The sequence below is a fragment of the Sphingomonas sp. LR60 genome, from assembly GCF_036855935.1.
Classification (GTDB): domain Bacteria; phylum Pseudomonadota; class Alphaproteobacteria; order Sphingomonadales; family Sphingomonadaceae; genus Sphingomonas.
Genome location: NZ_JASPFK010000001.1, coordinates 2,834,411 through 2,849,101 on the forward strand (window position 1 = coordinate 2,834,411; position 14,691 = coordinate 2,849,101).

Consider the following 14,691-nt stretch of genomic DNA (forward strand, 5'->3'; position numbering starts at 1 on the left):
TTCCGTCGCCCGGCGGAAGGGAACGACTAGGCTCGCCCTCACGGTTCGAGCCGCCGACGGAGAAGCGCGATGCATCCGAACACGACGGCCCTGTTGCTGATCGAATACCAGAACGACTTCGTAAGCGAGGGCGGTGCACAGCATGAGGCAGTGCAGGCGGTCATGGCCGAAACCGGGATGCTCGCGCACAGCCGGACGGTGGTCGAACAGGCACGAGCGCTCGGGGTGACGGCGATGCACGCCCCGATCAGCTTTGCCGATGGCTATCCCGAGATTCCCTCCGATCCCTACGGCATCTTGGCCGGGATCGTGGCCGCAAAGGCGTTCCGGAAAGAAAGCTGGGGTGCCGAGATTGCCGAGGTGATGGCTCCTCAGACAGGTGACATCATCATCGAGGGCAAGCGCGGGCTTGACTGCTTTGCGAGCACTAACATCGACTTCATCCTGCGCCAACGCGGCATCACCGATCTGGCCATTGCCGGCTTCTTCACCAATTGCTGCGTTGAGTCGACCATGCGCTCCGCCTACGAGCGCGGCTTCCGCGTGGTCACGCTGAGCGACTGTACCGCGACGCTCAGTCCGGAAGAGCAGGACGCGGCCGTCACCAAGAACTTCCCGATGTTCTCGCTGCCGATGACCCACGATGACTTCCTTGCCAAGCTGGAGCCAGCGGCATGAAGTTCGACACACCGGCGGGCACCACCCCGATCGATCGCCAAGCCGTCGTCGGCCGGCCCCATCCGCGGGTCGAGGGTCGGCTCAAGACCACCGGCACCGCCACCTACGCGGCCGAATACCATGACGTCGGCGACGACCTTGCCTACGGCTACATTCTCGGTGCCGCGATCGCGAAAGGTCGGATTTCGCGCCTCGACCTGTCGATCGCGCGCGCCGCGCCGGGCGTCCGCACGATCGTCACCTACGAAACGGCGGGAACGCTCGGTGTCGGTGACTTCTATGTCCAGCGCGTGCTCGCCGGACCGGAAGTGGATCATTATCATCAGGCAGTCGCCGTAGTGGTGGCGGACACGTTCGAACAGGCGCGGGCTGCTGCCGCCCTGATCCGCGTGGACTATGCGCGCAGCAAAGGCGCGTTCGACCTTGCCGCACAGAAGCCGACCGCACCGATTGCGCCGGAAGAGCCGTTCGGCGGTCCAAGCGAGCTCCGCGTCGGCGACTTCGATCGGGCCTTCGCCGCCGCGCCAGTGAAGCTCGACCAGACCTATACCGTGCCCGATCAGGCCCATGCGATGATGGAGCCGCACGCCACCATCGCCCGCTGGAAGGGCGACCAGCTGACCTGTTGGACATCAATCCAGCAAATGAATTGGGGCAAGCGAGATCTCGGCAAAATCATCGGCACGCCCAAGGAGAATATCCACCTGCTCTCGCCGTTCATCGGCGGCGGTTTCGGTGGCAAGGGTACGACCCAGAGCGACCTTGCGCTCGCGGCGCTCGCTGCGGGGGCGGCGGGGCGGCCGGTCAAGCTCGTGCTGCAGCGCCCGATCATGTTCAACAACACGATCCATCGGCCGAAAACGATCCAGCGTATCCGGCTCGGCGCGGACCGCGACGGCCGCATCACTGCGATCGGACACGATGGCTGGTCGGGCAATTTGCGCGGCGGGAGAACCGAGCCGACCACGCTGCCTACCCGGCTGCTCTACCGTGGCGAGAACCGGCTACTTCGCCGCTATCTGACCACACTCGATCTGGCCGAGGGCAATGCGATGCGTGCGCCCGGCGAGGCTCCGGGCATGATGGCGCTCGAGATCGCGATGGACGAGTTGGCGGAAAAGCTGGGCATGGACCCGGTGGCGCTCCGCGTCTCCAACGACACGCAGGTCGATCCGGAGAAGCCTGAACGTCGCTTCTCGACTCGCGCCTTTGTAGACTGTCTGCGCACCGGCGCCGAGCGGTTCGGCTGGAACGCCCGGCCGACCCGGTCCGCCGGTCGGCAGGACGGCAAGTGGCTGATCGGTTACGGCATGGCGAGTGCTATCCGCGGCGCCCCGATCGCCAAGGCGGGTGCGCGCGCTCGGCTCAGCCGCGACGGGATCATCACGGTTGAAACCGACATGACCGACATCGGTACGGGTAGCTATACGATCGTGGCGCAGGTGGCCGCTGAGATGATGGGTGTCCCGTTGAGCCGCGTGGTGGCCAAGCTCGGCGACTCTGCTTTCCCCGAGACGCCCGGCTCCGGCGGACAGATGGGCGCTGCGTCGGTCACTGCCGGAGTCTATGCCGCCTGTGCCGCGTTGCGTGATGCCGTGGCGCAGCGGCTCGGCTTCAACACGACCGATGTCATCTTCGCTGACAGCGAGGTGCGTTCGGGCGGTCGCGCAGTTCCCCTTGCTCGTGCCGCACAGGGCGGGGAGGTGGTGGCCGAGGACAGCATGGAATATGGCGACCTCAGCAAGCAATATGCCCAGCAGACCTTCGGCGCGCACTTCGCGGAGGTCGGCGTCGATCGCTACACGGGTGTCGTCCGCGTCCGACGCATGCTGGCGGTGTGCGCAGCGGGACGCATCCTCAATCCTCTGACCGCACGCAGCCAGGTGATCGGCGGCATGACGATGGGCATCGGTGCTGCGCTGATGGAGGAGATGGCGGTAGACACGCGCTTTGGCTTGTTCGTGAATCACGACCTCGCGGGGTATGAGGTGCCGGTTCACGCCGACGTACCGCATCTCGACGTTGCGTTCATCGATGAGGTCGACGCGACCATGTCGCCGGTCAAAGCGAAGGGCGTCGGCGAACTTGGCTTGAGCGGGGTCGCGCCCGCGATCGCCAACGCCATCTACAACGCGACTGGCGTGCGCGTGCGTGAATATCCGATCACTCTGGAGAAGCACCTTGAGGGGATGCCGGAGCTTACATGACAAGCGCCCGCGAGCTGCTCACGCGCCTGCCGCATCGACTTCGCTCGGCGCTCCTCGTCCTGTCGTTGCTCGGCATTGCGGCTGGAGCGTCGGCTCAGGTCACTGCTCCCGCACTCGGCAGTGCCGTTCCCATCCCGCCTGCCGAGCGCGCGTTGACGACGATCGTCGCCGATCGGCCAATCCGCGTCCCTGGCGCAACCCTGGACCTCGAAGGCCCGGTGTTTCTTCCCAACGGTGATCTCCTGTTCTCCGATGTTCAGGGAAAGCGCGTGATGCGGCTGGACGGGCGTGACCGGCTCACCACGGTAGTCACGCTGGCCAGTCTGATGCCCGGCGGCATGGCGTTCTCACCTGATGGCCGTGTCTTCATCGCGGCGGCGAGCAGCACAGGGGGCGGCGCGATCATCGCGATGCGCACAGACGGCAGCGAGCAGCAGACGATCGTTCCCGAGGCAGGCGGTTTTGCCCCCAACGACATCGCGTTCGACACCAAGGGCGGCTTCTACTTCACCGACGCGCGTGGCACGGTCGGCGAGCCGGCGGGCGGGGTCTGGTATGTCGCGCCAGGCGGCACCTCCCCGGTCCCGGTCGTCCGGAATCTCGCGGTCGCTAACGTCCTCGCTCTGAGTCCGGATGGAAAGCGGTTGTGGGTCGGGGAGTTCGCCATGGGGCGGCTTTATCGGATCGACCTCAAGGACGCGGTCACGCCCGCGCCGTTCGGGGCCACGACCGCGTACCATTTCGTGGGACCTGCGCCAGACTCGATGCGCGTCGACGGGGCTGGCCGCGTCTATGTCGCGCTTTACGGGCAAGGTCGCGTTCTCGTCTTCTCGCCAGACGGTCTGCCGCTGGGACAGATTTTGCTTCCAGGCCGCGATGACGGTCGCAATCTTAACACTACCAGCATGGCGCTCCGCTCCGGCACCCGCGATCTGGTCGTCGTGGCCAGTGACGGCAAACCAGGCGGTTACGCGACCATCTTTCACGCACGCTCTTTCGAGCAGTAGATCGGCAAGGAGAAGAAACATGGATCTGAAGCGCGCAGGATCGCAGCCGTCGCAAGTGGGGCCGGCTAACTGGTTCACAGGCACGGTCCGTATCGACCCGCTGAACAGTCCGCCCGAGCCTGCGCGTCATAGCTGCGCTGCCGTGACGTTCGAGCCAGGTGCCCGCACCAACTGGCATACCCACCCGCTCGGCCAAACGCTGATCGTCACCGCCGGCTGCGGCTGGACGCAATGCGAGGGTGAGAAGGTCGTCGAAATCCGCGCGGGCGACGTGATCTGGTGTCCGCCGGGACACAAGCACTGGCACGGCGCCACCCCGACGACGGCGATGACCCATATCGCGGTCCAAGAGTCGCTGGACGGGCGCCCGGTCGACTGGCTGGAACCGGTTAGCGACGAACAATACCAGCGTTGAACGAAGACGGAGTCGGATCATGAAACATCTTCACGCTATCGCCCTACTCGTCTGCACGGCGTCCACGACCCATGCGCAAACCGTCGTTCGCGCTGGCGAAGCAGCCGCCAGGCCAGGGCCGGTCACGAATTTTACCGGAACGGTGAGCGTCCGTATGATGGCCGAGGTGATTGCGCCCGGACAGGCCGGGGCCGCGCTGGTGAGCTTCCAGCCGGGGGCCGGACCAACTGGCACACGCATCCCGCGGGACAAATCCTCTACGTGACCGAAGGCTGCGGCTGGGTTCAGGAGGATGGCAGCCTGGTAACCCGGATCTGCAAGGGCGATACGATCCACGCGCGGCCGGGCACGAAACATTGGCACGGCGCGACGAACAGGCAGGGCATGAGCCACCTAGCGGTCACCGAGACGATCAACGGTAAGCCGGTCGACTGGCTCGAGCCTGTGACAGCAAGCCAGTATCGTGGGCCCACGGGCTAGGCGATAGCGATTGCGTGCTCGACGTCTAAGATGCACGCTACTCATCAATGTCGAATACTCGATCCAACCTTGCCGACCTGACTTACTTCCTGTCGATCGCACGGCATCGGAGCTTCCGTCTTGCGGGTCTGGAACTCGGCGTCAGCGCTTCTGCCCTGAGCCATGCGCTCAAGGGCTTGGAAGCACGTCTCGGGGTGCGCTTGCTCAACCGCACCAACCGGAGTGTCACGCTGACCGCAGCGGGAGAAGAACTGCGGGACGAGATATCCGAACCCTTCGGGAAGATCGATCAGGCGGTGGAAGGGTTGAACCGCTATCGCGACGCGCCGACTGGCCGAGTACGGCTCAACGTGGTCGCCGAAGCCGCTGCGCTGCTGTTGGCGCCGGTGCTGCCGGTGTTCGCCGAGCGTTATCCGGACATAGAGATCGACATCGCTGCGCGCGATCAGATGGTCGACGTCGTCGATGGCGGTTACGATGCCGGCATCCGACATGGCGGCACCGTTCCAGAGGACATGATCGCACAGCGGCTCTCCGCCGATCTGCGTTGGGTCGTGGCAGGATCGCCCGCCTATCTGGAGAAATTCGGCACGCCTGAAACTCCCGACGATCTTCAGCATCATCATTGCCTTGGCGTTAGGCTCGGGAATGATCGCATCTACCGATGGGAGTTCGAAAGCGCGGACGGCGAGGTCGCTTTCAGCGTGCCCAGCAAAGTCATCGTCGATGAGGGACGTGCGATGCTTGCAATGGCGCTTGCCGGCGCAGGTTTGATGTACGGCATCGAGCCTACCTTCGCCCCTTACGTCGCCCGCGAGGAATTGCGATTGGTACTTGAAGATCACGCCTCCATGGGCCCCGGTTACCACATCTACTACTCAAGTAGGCGGCAGGTGCCGACCGGCCTTCGCTTATTGATCGAGCTTGTGCGCGAGCTTCGTCCCTTGGGGCTCTGAGATCCATTTTGCATCCCGGGTGCTCAATGCTTGGAAAACCTCAGATCATCGTCGACCTCGTTGGTCATTGACTCGCAGCGAAGGTCAGTCCGATGACACGGGGATCGCTCGACGTGGCCATGATCAGGCCCCAGTTGCCAGCCGGAATCGTGACGTTCTGGACAATGTGGTCACCCCGGTTTCCGCTGGAGCAAGATGAGCGAAAGGCCGGTTTTGGGAAAGTGCGGGTCAAGCTGAACGGCAGAGACTGGGTCGGAAACCGACCGGCAGATTGCGGCTGCTCCGACTCACAGTCAGACATTCGCAGACCGTTCCCGGCCTTCAGGTTCGGTCATTCATTCATGTCTGCGGCGGAGGCGATCGCAAAGCGTTGCAAGTGACACGCTCCGTTGGCAAATTCGAGGCCATGACCGAAGTCGCGGAAACCGTCGGAACGACATGTGCGACCATGTTCCCGCTCGAATTTCACCTAACGGCTGTGCCGCTCTCCCTTCAGGCGAGCGGCGCTTCGAAGGAACGGTGGAAAGGGTGCTGTCAGTCTAATGCGAACCGCTCTCCACACGATGCAAATTGGTCTTTGACAGCGACGTTTAGCTGACGAGCGCCTGCCACTCCGCCAGCGCGGCGGAGCGTCGTTCCCGGTAGGTCTGTCGATCGATGAGGTGGCGCTCCAGGCTGAAGTGGTTGTGGACGTTGGCGTGGACAGAGGCGAACTTCTGCAGCGTCTTCATCTGCCGGAACCGCTGCATTGCCCGCTCTCGTCGTCGGAACGGCAGGTGGCTGTTTTCCACCCGGTTGTTCGCCCAGCGAGCGGTCTGCTGCTTCTCGCGATTGCCCAGCTCGTTCATCGCTGCGCCGTAGCTGCGCAGACCATCGGTGGTGATCGCCTCGGGCGAACCATGCCGCTTCAGCGCCTTCTTCATGAACGCGAGTGCAGCTGCCTTGTCGCGGCTTCGGGTGACGTAGCTTTCCAGCACCTCGCCCTCGTGGTCCACCGCCCGCCACAGGTAGACCATCTCGCCGTTCAGCTTCACGTACATCTCGTCCAGGTGCCAGCGCCAGTGACGAAAGCCGCGCATCCGGCTTACCCGCTGGCGACGGATGTCACCGGCAAACAGCGGACCAAACCTGTTCCACCACAACCTGACCGTCTCGTGGCAGATGTCGATCCCGCGCTCGAACAGCAGGTCCTCCACGTTCCGCAGGCTCAGCGGAAACCGCACGTACATGAGCACCACCAGCCGGATCACCTCGGGCGACGAGTTGAAGTAGCGAAATGGCGAGGCTGGCTTGCGCGGACGGGGCATGGCCTTGCCCTACCTCCCTATCGCCCGATTACCAGCCGGTGCATTTGCTTTGACGGTGCCTGTCGGACTCGCATTCGCGGTCGCAGTGTCACCTCTCGGTGAGTTCAGAGCATCTTGGGATGCCGGATTCCTGCTGCCGGTTCTGTGGCTCGGCTTCGTCATTTCGGTCGGCACCACGTTCCTGCTCTACCGACTGATAGCACGCGGCAACCTCGTCAACGTCACCAGCCTGTTCTACCTTGTACCGGGTGTCACTGCGGCGATGGATTGGGCGTTCCTCGGCAATCCCATGTCCGCGCTGATGATGGGCGGCCTTGCTTTGGTCGTCCTTGGTCTGCTGATCGTCTTTCGGTATAGAGCTGGCTGATGCCAGAATACGGCAATACGGGCGTGGCGCAGCCAAGCCCGTATTGCCGTATGGGAACCTATAACCAGAAGCCGCGCCGCGGTCGGCCCCGGCAGCCTCTTGCTGGGAAGCTGCTTTCCCGAAATCTGTTCCCAATTGCAGTTTGCTGAAATTGGCAGATGACGACGGAGAAACGGGGAAGCAGGATCGACCCGCACGAGCAGTTGCCGGAGTCACAGGCGGCCTCCTAAGACATCTATGGTCTGGTTTTTAAGACCACTGGCAGCGTAGCCATCAACTTCTGGAGCAACGGTGATTTCGGAGGCGGCGTCAGCTACGGCGCGGGCTATACCGATGGGGGAACGGTACTGGGCCGTGCCGAAAGCATTCGAGTGGCAGTTGTTCCGGAACCAGCTTCTTGGTCGATGATGATCGTCGGATTTGCCGTTTCGGGCAGCGCGCTGCGCCTTCGCCGTCCACGCCAATTGAACGTCTCATTTGCTTAGGCCAACACAGGAGAAACTGGGGCATGAGCCTCCATCTAACTTAGTGGTGGCTCCTGGCTCGCGCGGGCGAGGCATGTCCCTACCCTACCATCACCCCAGTACCAGCCGGTGCATCTCGACTGACGAAGCCCTATTTCTTCTTGGTGAGCCGGGTTGCAGCTTGTTTCCGGTTCAGCCGTCGGCGACGCGCGGGGCCGCGGCGGCGGTCAGGCCGGCGAGAAGCGGGAAGCCGATAACGCCGTCGAAGGCGGTGACCGCGCTGGTCAGTCCAGCGCGGGTGGCGCGGCGCGCGGCGACGCGACCGATCCCCTCCAGCGAGGCGAAGACCGCCTCGGTCGCGGCGCGCTGCACGTCGATCAACGCCTCCGCCTCCTCGGCATCGATGTCGCCGCTTTCCAGCAATTGCGCGATGGTGGTGAGCGCGCGCGTCAGCTTCTGCGCCTCGTCCCCCGCCAGCGCGCGGATCGTGGCGCTGTCCTTGCGCAGCGACGACAGGAACGCCCCGGCCATGCCAGCGGCGATCAGCGGAATGTCGAGCAGCATCAGCGGTCTCCGCGCGCGCGTTCGAGATCGGCGACCGCCGTGGTGGCGCGCGCCACCGCATCGGCGTCGAGCGCGATCGCCGCGGGCGCCATGCACAGGCCGAAGCGTCCGTCGGTTTGGGCCGACGCGCGCCGATGGCTTTCCGCGGCGCCGTCGATGGTGCGGCGCAATGCGTCGGCGGCGCGGCGCAACGATGCGTCGCGCGGATCGACGGCGGCGCGCGTGGCGATGGCGGTGGCCTGTTGTTGCATGGCCGCATAGCCCGGCTCGTTCGCGGCATAACCACACTCGGGCGCGGTCTTCGCGGGAAGCGCGTCGTAGAAGGACTGCGCCTGCGCGGCGAGTGCCGCATTCAGGCCGACCATCTGCGGATCGGACGCGAACGCCGGGGCGCCGATCTTGCCGCATCCTGCCAGCAGCAACACCGCCAGCGCCGCGGTGCGGCGAAGCTCAACCCTGTGCATGGCGTGCGACCTCCCCGGCGTCGGACAAGGCGTAAAGCGCGGCCTCGGCCTGCCGGCGGCGGACCAGCCCGGGTAGCACCTTGCCGTCGTTGCGCACCCAGCGCGCGAATTCGGCGAGCGCGCCCGGCCAGTCGCCGGCGCGGTGGCGTCTGGTCAGCGTCGCCGAGCCGATCGCGCCGGTGTTGTAGTGGAAGGACACCAGCGCATCGAACTGGTTCTGCGTCGTGGGGGCGCCGGCCAGCGCCTGTCGCACCTGCTCCTCGTAGCGCTGGAGATGCGCGGCGAAGCGATCGTCGCATTGCTGCTGGGTCCAGACCAGCCCCTTGACGATGTCGCTGCCCGTCGTGCCCCAGCCGATCGTCCACGGCCGGCCGTTGCGGCTGCCGGGATCGGGATAAGCCTCGAAATGGCCATCGGAGTTGCGCCGCGCGCAACCCTCGAATTGATGGATCAGCGCAATGCCCTTGGGGGTGATCGTGAGCGCCCCGTCCTCGGCCGCGTCGTTCACCGCGACCGGCGCGATGGCCGGCGGCGCCTGTGCGGCGTCGGTCAGGGCGATCCACGTCTTCGGCCCGCAGATGCCGTCCGGGACCAGCGCATGCGCCAATTGCCACGCGCGCAGCGCCGCCTCGGTCTTCGGGCCAAAGCGCCCGTCAGCGCGGACCTCGAGCATGTCCTGCATCGATTCGACCGCATCGCCTTCCTCGCCGCGGCGCAGCGTCGGGCGGCCCGCCGGATCGGCGAGCAGGATCGGCGGCGGCGGCGCACGACCGAGCAGCCAGCCGCTCACCGCGTCGCGGATGGCGGCCATGTCGAAACACGGATCGACCTTGCGCCCGGCCGGCAGCGCCCATTCCTTGTGCGCGACGCAGAAATCGGACGACGCGCCGATCTGGCGCAGCAGCGCCGCAACGCCGCGTTCATAGGCGTCGCGCTGCACCTCCGGCCACGGGTCGGCGGGGTTGCCGCTATGCTCCGCCTCGATCCCGATGAAGCTGGCGTTGCCGGCGGTGATGTCACGGAAGCGGCCGATGCCGGCGTGGTTCGCGCGTCCGGCGGCGACCAGATAGAAAGTGCCGTCGCGGCCGAGACCGAGGTTCGCCAGCGGCCCGCGCAGATCGGGCCGGCCGTTCAGCAGCACGTTCAGCGTCGGCATGTTGCCGGGCTGCGGCGTCCCGGTGTGGTGGCACATGACGCCGCGCACCGTGCCCATCTCCGCCCGGCCGCGGTCGCGCCAGCCGTCGCATTCCGCCACCTTCAACCCGGCCGCCAGCAACACCTCGGCCATCCATGTCAGATGATATGCCATCGTCACGCCCCCTCCCCGTTCGCTTATGCCCCCAGCCCGCCGACTGCGGCCGGCAGTTCGTCGTCATGCGTCGCCTCGTCGTCGTTCAGGTCGAAGCCGCCCGCGCCGACCTCGACATCGTCGTCGGCGACGGGATTGTCGTTCACCGCCGGCGCGCCGGGCGGCTGCGTCGCGGCCGGGGTCCGCGGCGACGGCGCTGTCGGCAGCAGTGGCGGCGGCGGTTCGCGAAAGTCGCGTTGTGCCCGCGAACCCGCCATCTTCGCATTGAATTCAGCCGTCTTCTCACCGGCCTTTTCCAGCATGTCCGGCACCAGTCGTTCGGAGAAGCCGGCGAAGAAACCCGCGATCAGCGGCGACAGCAGCACATCGGTGCTGAGCTTGAACTGCACCACGCCACCCTTGATGAGCGCGATCAGCACAGCGCCGCCGATCGCACCGATCGTGACGCGCAGCACCGCGTCCATCAGATTGGCGGTGCGCAGAAGGTCCGGCAGCACGGTGCGCCCACGGATCGCCAGCGAGATCGAGAAGAACGCGCCGACCGCGCCGGCCGCGCAGCCGCGCCACATGTCGATGCCAACGCCGTACCCGCCCGCCACCGGCACGCCGGGCGTCTGCGGCCAGATCAGGATCGCGAACAGCGGGATCGCGATCACCGCGAACACCAGCGCGGTGCGCAACACGGTCGTCGGACGGTGTGCGGTGGCCAGCGCCAGCCCGACCGCCCCCGCCATCCCCAGCGCGATTAGCCCGACCGCCGCGCTGCGGCTGACGCCCAGGTCGGCGGTCGACAGGTTGGGCGCGAACCACAGCAGCGTCGCCCAGCCAAGCACCGCGACCAGCGGCACCGCGACCACCGCGAACAACAGGCCGTTGCCGATCCGCGGGGTCCATCGGCCCGCCGCCGCCAGTCCACCACCGATCGCCGCGACCACCAGCAGCAGGACCACCGCCAGCATCCCGCGCCCCTGCAACTTCACGTCGTTGGCGCCGCTGGCCGGCAGCAGCGAGGACAGCAGCCAGGCGGTGAACAGCGCAAACAGCGCGGTGGCGAAGGCGGTCAGCAGATATTCGAAGCGCGCCGCGGCGACGCGCTCACCGACGATGTCGCTCCTGATCTTCTCCAGCAGCAATTGCGCACCGGGCACGTCGTCCTCGAACGCCTGCACCAGCGCGCCGCTGACGCGCCGGTCCTGAAACAGCGCCTTGGCCTCCAGTCGCCGAACATCACGCTCGCCAAACAGCCCATGCGGGGTCGCGTGACGCCATTCCCGCGTCAGCCCGTCGATATCGTCGCGCAGCGGCAACAGCGGGGCGAGCGCACGCCGCTGCTGGTCAGCCCTGGCGAGGTCGTCGGCGAATTGCACCAGCACGCGATTGTCGCTTTGGTAGACGACATATTCGCCGTCCTTGCGCTGATAGATCGTGACGACGGGCAGGCCGCTGGGATCGAGCAGACCGGGGCGGATCGCGGCGACGCGGCCGCCATCAAGCGCGGGCATCTGACGCCTCGACGTGCACGACGCGGGTCAGAAGTTGACGGTTACGGCCGTCCGTTATCGAAAGATATGTCACTCGTCCCACCCCCGATATCAACACGAGGACGACGCAGTTCGGCTGCGCTCGTCGGGCGACCTGACGTGTGGAATGATCCTAACGCCGGGGCTCGTCAATGGACTTCCGCTTACAGTAAGGAATCACCCTTGCAGTCGTAGACAAACAGGCGTCTTTACATTGCCACCCTAGATCGATTTCTACATGTTGCATCTGTCCGATAAGATAACATACTTTATTAAAATACGGTTATCTGGATGGGAGACTCATTGGCTTTCGCTTGGTTTCGGCGTTTCGGGGGTAAACTCTGATCATCAATATCAATATTGTAGATGTGTCGATTTGATGATCTAATTAGCAAACCGGTACCGAGTCGTTGTTGCCACGAACCCGTGGCGATCACGAAACAGCGACAGGCTGCGGTTATATTCGGTTTCGGACGAGCCATGTGCCCGAGCCATTCGGCGCATACGCCTGATCATCGATCCGCCGCCGACCTGATCGTCGCGCTCTTCGTAGCGGCGCGGTGATTGTTGCGCCGTGCGTCCGGGCGACCATTGCGTCGCCCCGAACGGCGAGTTGCACGCGTAACCAACGGTGTGAGGGAGGGGCGGCGATGCCAGTCGCAGTGAGCTATCCGGGCGTCTATATCGCGGAGGTGCCGAGCGGCGTGCGAACGATCACCGGGGTCGCGACTGCGATCGCCGCGTTCGTAGGGCGCACCGTCTCCGGGCCGATCAACACGCCGGTCGTCGTCAACAGCTTCGGCGATTTCGAGCGGCAGTTCGGCGGCCTGGCGGTGGACCGGCCGCTGGGTTACGCGGTGCGCGACTTCTACCTGAACGGTGGCGGACAGGCGTTGATCGTGCGGCTGTATCGCGATCCCGCCGCCGCGACCGACGCGACCGCGACGCTGTCCGTCGACGGACTGACGCTGGCGGCGGCCAGCCCTGGCACCTGGGGCCGCGGGCTGCGCGCCGCCATCGACGCGAACGTGTCGGACGAGGTGCACGCGCGGTTGGGGCTGGCGGCGGGCGACGCGCTGTTCAACCTGACGGTCCGCTACGGTTCGACGACCGAGCGGTTCCTGAACGTGACGGTGGCCGACAGCGCGCGGCGCATCGACCGGGTGCTGGCCGCGGAATCGTCGCTGGTGCGCTGGAGGTCCGATACCGCGCCGGGGGCGGGCGACAAGCTGCCGCTGCTCGGCAAGGCGACCGCCGCGGGCCAGACGCTGGCGGCGGCGCAGGCGGCCACGCCGCCCGTGCCAGCGACGATCGACAAGGCGCGCGACGATCTGGCCGAGGCGACGGCGCTGCTGTCCGACCCGACCACGCAGGCCGAAGCCGATCTGGCCGCGGCGATGAAGACCGGCGACCTGACCAAGGTCGCGACGGCACGCGCCGCGGTGCAGACCGCCGAAGCGGCGATGAAGGGCGATGACGGTCAGCCGCTGAACGACGCGGCCTATATCGGCACGCAGGCGGACCAGACCGGCTTGTACGCGCTGGACCGCGCCGACCTGTTCAACCTGCTGTGCGTCCCGCCCGACGTGCGCGGCACCAGCACGACCGCGCCGGTATGGCAGGCGGCGATGGCCTGTTGCGCGGCGCGGCGCGCGATGTTGCTGGTCGATGCGCCGTTCGAATGGAGCGCCAATCCCGTGACCGCATCCGCGGCGGCGGTGGCGGGGTTGCCCGCGCTGGGGCTGAACGGCGAGGCGGCACGCAATGCCGCGCTGTATTTTCCGCCGCTGCTGGAAGCCGATCCGCTGCGCGACGGGCAGATCGACCAGTTCGTGCCGTGCGGCGCGGTGGCGGGGATCATGGCGCGCACCGACGCGACGCGCGGCGTGTGGAAGGCGCCGGCCGGGCTGGATGCCGCGATCAACGGCGTCCAGGGGTTGCAGTTCAGGCTGAGCGATGCCGAGAACGGGATGCTGAACCCGTTGGGCATCAACGCGCTGCGCGCCTTTCCCACCAGCGGCCGCGTGGTGTGGGGCGCGCGCACGCTGCGCGGTGCCGACCAGCTGGGCGACGAATATAAGTATGTCTCCGTCCGCCGCACCGCGCTGTTCATCGAGGAGAGCCTGTACCGCGGCACGCAATGGGTGGTGTTCGAGCCGAACGACGAACCCTTGTGGTCGCAGATCCGGCTGAACGTCGGCGCGTTCATGAACGGGCTGTTCCGGCAGGGCGCATTCCAGGGGAAGACCCCGGCCGAGGCGTATTTCGTCAAATGCGACAAGGAAACCACGCCGCAGAACGACATCAACCTGGGGATCGTCAACGTCATGGTCGGCTTCGCGCCGCTGAAGCCGGCGGAGTTCGTGATCGTCCGGCTGCAGCAGATCGCCGGCCAGATCCAGCTCTAAGGGGGAGACACCGTCATGGCACAGTTCAGCGTCAACGCAGCGCGGTTCGACCCGTACAAGAACTTCAAGTTCCGCGTGAAATGGGACGGGCGCTACGTCGCGGGGATCAGCAAGGTCACCGGCCTGAAACGCACAACCGAAGTGGTCAAGCATCGCGAGGGCGGCGACCCGTCGAGCAGCCGCAAGTCGCCGGGCCGCACCGAATTCGACGCGATCACGCTGGAACGCGGGGTGACGCACGACGTGGATTTCGAGCAATGGGCCAACAAGATCTGGAACTATGCCTCCGGGCTGGGCGCGGAGACATCGCTGAAGGATTTCCGCAAGGACCTGATCGTCGAGGTCTATAACGAGGCGGGACAGGTCGCGCTGGCGTACAAACTGTTCCGGTGCTGGGTGTCGGAATATCAGGCGCTGCCCGATCTCGACGCCAACGCCAATGCGATCGCGATCCAGCACATCAAGCTGGAAACCGAGGGCTGGGAACGCGATTACGATGTCGCCGAGCCCGCCGAGCCGACCTTCACCGAACCGGCCGCGTAGGC

At 65.9% G+C, this 14,691-nt stretch carries 14 protein-coding genes and 1 pseudogene; 10 read left to right on the plus strand and 5 right to left on the minus strand.

Going from position 1 to position 14,691, the window contains the following annotated elements:
* The first annotated feature begins 69 nt into the window (after positions 1-69).
* From QP166_RS13245 to QP166_RS13270, 6 genes are read left to right on the plus strand one after another with little or no spacing between them, the layout of a single operon-like run.
* A complete protein-coding gene (locus tag QP166_RS13245) occupies positions 70-678 on the plus strand; it encodes a cysteine hydrolase (protein ID WP_333916326.1) in 609 nt (202 codons plus the stop codon).
* Entirely contained in the window at positions 675-2,885 is a 2,211-nt protein-coding gene (paoC, locus tag QP166_RS13250; protein WP_333916327.1) for an aldehyde oxidoreductase molybdenum-binding subunit PaoC, read from the plus strand. The genes QP166_RS13245 and paoC overlap by 4 nt, the downstream gene beginning before the upstream one ends.
* The gene (locus QP166_RS13255) at positions 2,882-3,892 is read left to right on the plus strand and encodes an SMP-30/gluconolactonase/LRE family protein (protein WP_333916328.1); all 1,011 of its coding nucleotides are present in this window, start codon (positions 2,882-2,884) and stop codon (positions 3,890-3,892) included. Before paoC ends, QP166_RS13255 begins: the two co-directional genes overlap by 4 nt.
* Before the next feature lie 19 nt (positions 3,893-3,911).
* Positions 3,912-4,307, plus strand: a complete 396-nt coding sequence (locus QP166_RS13260; RefSeq protein ID WP_333916329.1) for a (R)-mandelonitrile lyase — start codon at positions 3,912-3,914, stop codon at positions 4,305-4,307.
* A gap of 51 nt (positions 4,308-4,358) precedes the next feature.
* Positions 4,359-4,787: a cupin domain-containing protein gene (locus QP166_RS13265; protein ID WP_333917347.1), complete on the plus strand. Its 429-nt coding sequence runs from the start codon at positions 4,359-4,361 to the stop codon at positions 4,785-4,787.
* A gap of 47 nt (positions 4,788-4,834) precedes the next feature.
* Positions 4,835-5,743: a LysR family transcriptional regulator gene (locus tag QP166_RS13270; RefSeq protein WP_333916330.1), complete on the plus strand. Its 909-nt coding sequence runs from the start codon at positions 4,835-4,837 to the stop codon at positions 5,741-5,743.
* A gap of 590 nt (positions 5,744-6,333) precedes the next feature.
* On the opposite strand, the gene QP166_RS13275 is transcribed toward QP166_RS13270, so the two are convergent.
* A complete protein-coding gene (locus QP166_RS13275) occupies positions 6,334-7,050 on the minus strand; it encodes an IS6 family transposase (protein WP_333916331.1) in 717 nt (238 codons plus the stop codon).
* Between QP166_RS13275 and QP166_RS13280 the strand changes: the two genes are divergently transcribed.
* Both QP166_RS13280 and QP166_RS19040 read left to right on the plus strand, forming a co-directional pair.
* The gene (locus QP166_RS13280) at positions 7,049-7,417 is read left to right on the plus strand and encodes an EamA family transporter (protein WP_333916332.1); all 369 of its coding nucleotides are present in this window, start codon (positions 7,049-7,051) and stop codon (positions 7,415-7,417) included. The two genes, QP166_RS13275 and QP166_RS13280, sit on opposite strands and share 2 nt — an antisense overlap.
* 368 nt (positions 7,418-7,785) lie before the next feature.
* Positions 7,786-7,902, plus strand: a pseudogene (locus tag QP166_RS19040) (PEPxxWA-CTERM sorting domain-containing protein); the annotation flags it as partial.
* A gap of 171 nt (positions 7,903-8,073) precedes the next feature.
* Here QP166_RS19040 and QP166_RS13285 read toward each other — a convergent pair.
* From QP166_RS13285 to QP166_RS13300, 4 genes are read right to left on the minus strand one after another with little or no spacing between them, the layout of a single operon-like run.
* Positions 8,074-8,445, minus strand: a complete 372-nt coding sequence (locus tag QP166_RS13285) for a hypothetical protein (RefSeq protein ID WP_333916333.1) — start codon at positions 8,443-8,445, stop codon at positions 8,074-8,076.
* On the minus strand, positions 8,445-8,870 hold the full coding sequence (locus QP166_RS13290) for a hypothetical protein (protein WP_333916334.1): 426 nt from the start codon (positions 8,868-8,870) through the stop codon (positions 8,445-8,447). The genes QP166_RS13285 and QP166_RS13290 overlap by 1 nt, the downstream gene beginning before the upstream one ends.
* Before the next feature lie 25 nt (positions 8,871-8,895).
* Positions 8,896-10,218, minus strand: coding sequence for a glycoside hydrolase family protein (locus QP166_RS13295; RefSeq protein ID WP_333917348.1), 1,323 nt, complete (start codon positions 10,216-10,218; stop codon positions 8,896-8,898).
* A 23-nt stretch (positions 10,219-10,241) separates the two neighbouring features.
* Positions 10,242-11,720 (minus strand): hypothetical protein, encoded by a 1,479-nt coding sequence (locus QP166_RS13300; protein WP_333916335.1) that lies wholly within the window; start codon positions 11,718-11,720, stop codon positions 10,242-10,244.
* Positions 11,721-12,388: 668 nt separating this feature from the next.
* On the opposite strand from QP166_RS13300, the gene QP166_RS13305 reads away from it, so the two are divergent.
* Positions 12,389-14,146 carry a phage tail sheath family protein gene (locus tag QP166_RS13305; protein ID WP_333916336.1) on the plus strand — a complete coding sequence of 586 codons (1,758 nt, stop codon included), beginning with the start codon at positions 12,389-12,391 and terminating at the stop codon, positions 14,144-14,146.
* 15 nt (positions 14,147-14,161) lie between these two features.
* Positions 14,162-14,689: a phage tail protein gene (locus QP166_RS13310; protein ID WP_333916337.1), complete on the plus strand. Its 528-nt coding sequence runs from the start codon at positions 14,162-14,164 to the stop codon at positions 14,687-14,689.
* The last annotated feature ends 2 nt before the right edge of the window (positions 14,690-14,691 follow it).

Excerpts from the sequence above, each read along its gene's own strand:
- QP166_RS13275 (WP_333916331.1), bottom strand. The coding sequence starts at position 7,050 with ATGCCCCGTCCGCGCAAGCCAGCCTCGCCATTTCGCTACTTCAACTCG.
- QP166_RS13280 (WP_333916332.1), top strand. The coding sequence starts at position 7,049 with ATGGCCTTGCCCTACCTCCCTATCGCCCGATTACCAGCCGGTGCATTT.
- QP166_RS13300 (WP_333916335.1), bottom strand. The coding sequence starts at position 11,720 with ATGCCCGCGCTTGATGGCGGCCGCGTCGCCGCGATCCGCCCCGGTCTG.
- QP166_RS13255 (WP_333916328.1), top strand. The coding sequence starts at position 2,882 with ATGACAAGCGCCCGCGAGCTGCTCACGCGCCTGCCGCATCGACTTCGC.
- QP166_RS13245 (WP_333916326.1), top strand. The coding sequence starts at position 70 with ATGCATCCGAACACGACGGCCCTGTTGCTGATCGAATACCAGAACGAC.
- QP166_RS13285 (WP_333916333.1), bottom strand. The coding sequence starts at position 8,445 with ATGCTGCTCGACATTCCGCTGATCGCCGCTGGCATGGCCGGGGCGTTC.
- QP166_RS13270 (WP_333916330.1), top strand. The coding sequence starts at position 4,835 with ATGTCGAATACTCGATCCAACCTTGCCGACCTGACTTACTTCCTGTCG.
- QP166_RS13305 (WP_333916336.1), top strand. The coding sequence starts at position 12,389 with ATGCCAGTCGCAGTGAGCTATCCGGGCGTCTATATCGCGGAGGTGCCG.
- QP166_RS13310 (WP_333916337.1), top strand. The coding sequence starts at position 14,162 with ATGGCACAGTTCAGCGTCAACGCAGCGCGGTTCGACCCGTACAAGAAC.
- paoC (WP_333916327.1), top strand. The coding sequence starts at position 675 with ATGAAGTTCGACACACCGGCGGGCACCACCCCGATCGATCGCCAAGCC.
- QP166_RS13260 (WP_333916329.1), top strand. The coding sequence starts at position 3,912 with ATGGATCTGAAGCGCGCAGGATCGCAGCCGTCGCAAGTGGGGCCGGCT.
- QP166_RS13295 (WP_333917348.1), bottom strand. The coding sequence starts at position 10,218 with ATGGCATATCATCTGACATGGATGGCCGAGGTGTTGCTGGCGGCCGGG.